This window comes from Streptomyces sp. P9(2023) (genome assembly GCF_032436795.1).
GTDB lineage: Bacteria > Actinomycetota > Actinomycetes > Streptomycetales > Streptomycetaceae > Streptomyces.
This window is the reverse complement of the sequence record NZ_JAUPWM010000621.1, coordinates 1-258: the sequence shown is the minus strand read 5'-3', so window position 1 is coordinate 258 and position 258 is coordinate 1. Positions and strand designations below refer to the sequence as shown.

The 258-nt window shown below is 50.0% G+C and carries 1 protein-coding gene; it reads left to right on the top strand.

The window, feature by feature from the left end; translation table 11 throughout:
• The coding region (locus Q5762_RS38920) for a hypothetical protein (RefSeq protein ID WP_315897041.1) at positions 1 to 258 on the top strand (258 nt) is incomplete at both ends.

Below are 258 nucleotides of genomic sequence, written 5' to 3'. Positions count from 1 at the left end.
CCGATAATAAGCAAGGTAATCCTCCTGCCCCTGAAGCAGAGGCACCTGCCCCTATCGATTTCGAGGCTGCATACAAGCAGTTAATAGGGCCGATCAAAGCGAACGGCAAGACCATCGAAATCAAATCTGTGGAAGAAGCACAGCGTCTCATGCAAATGGGTGCTGGTTTCGGACGCAAGATGAATGAGTTGCAGCCTCATCTCAAGACGCTGCGTACACTCGAAAAGAATGGGATTGCTGCAAGCGATCTGAACTATC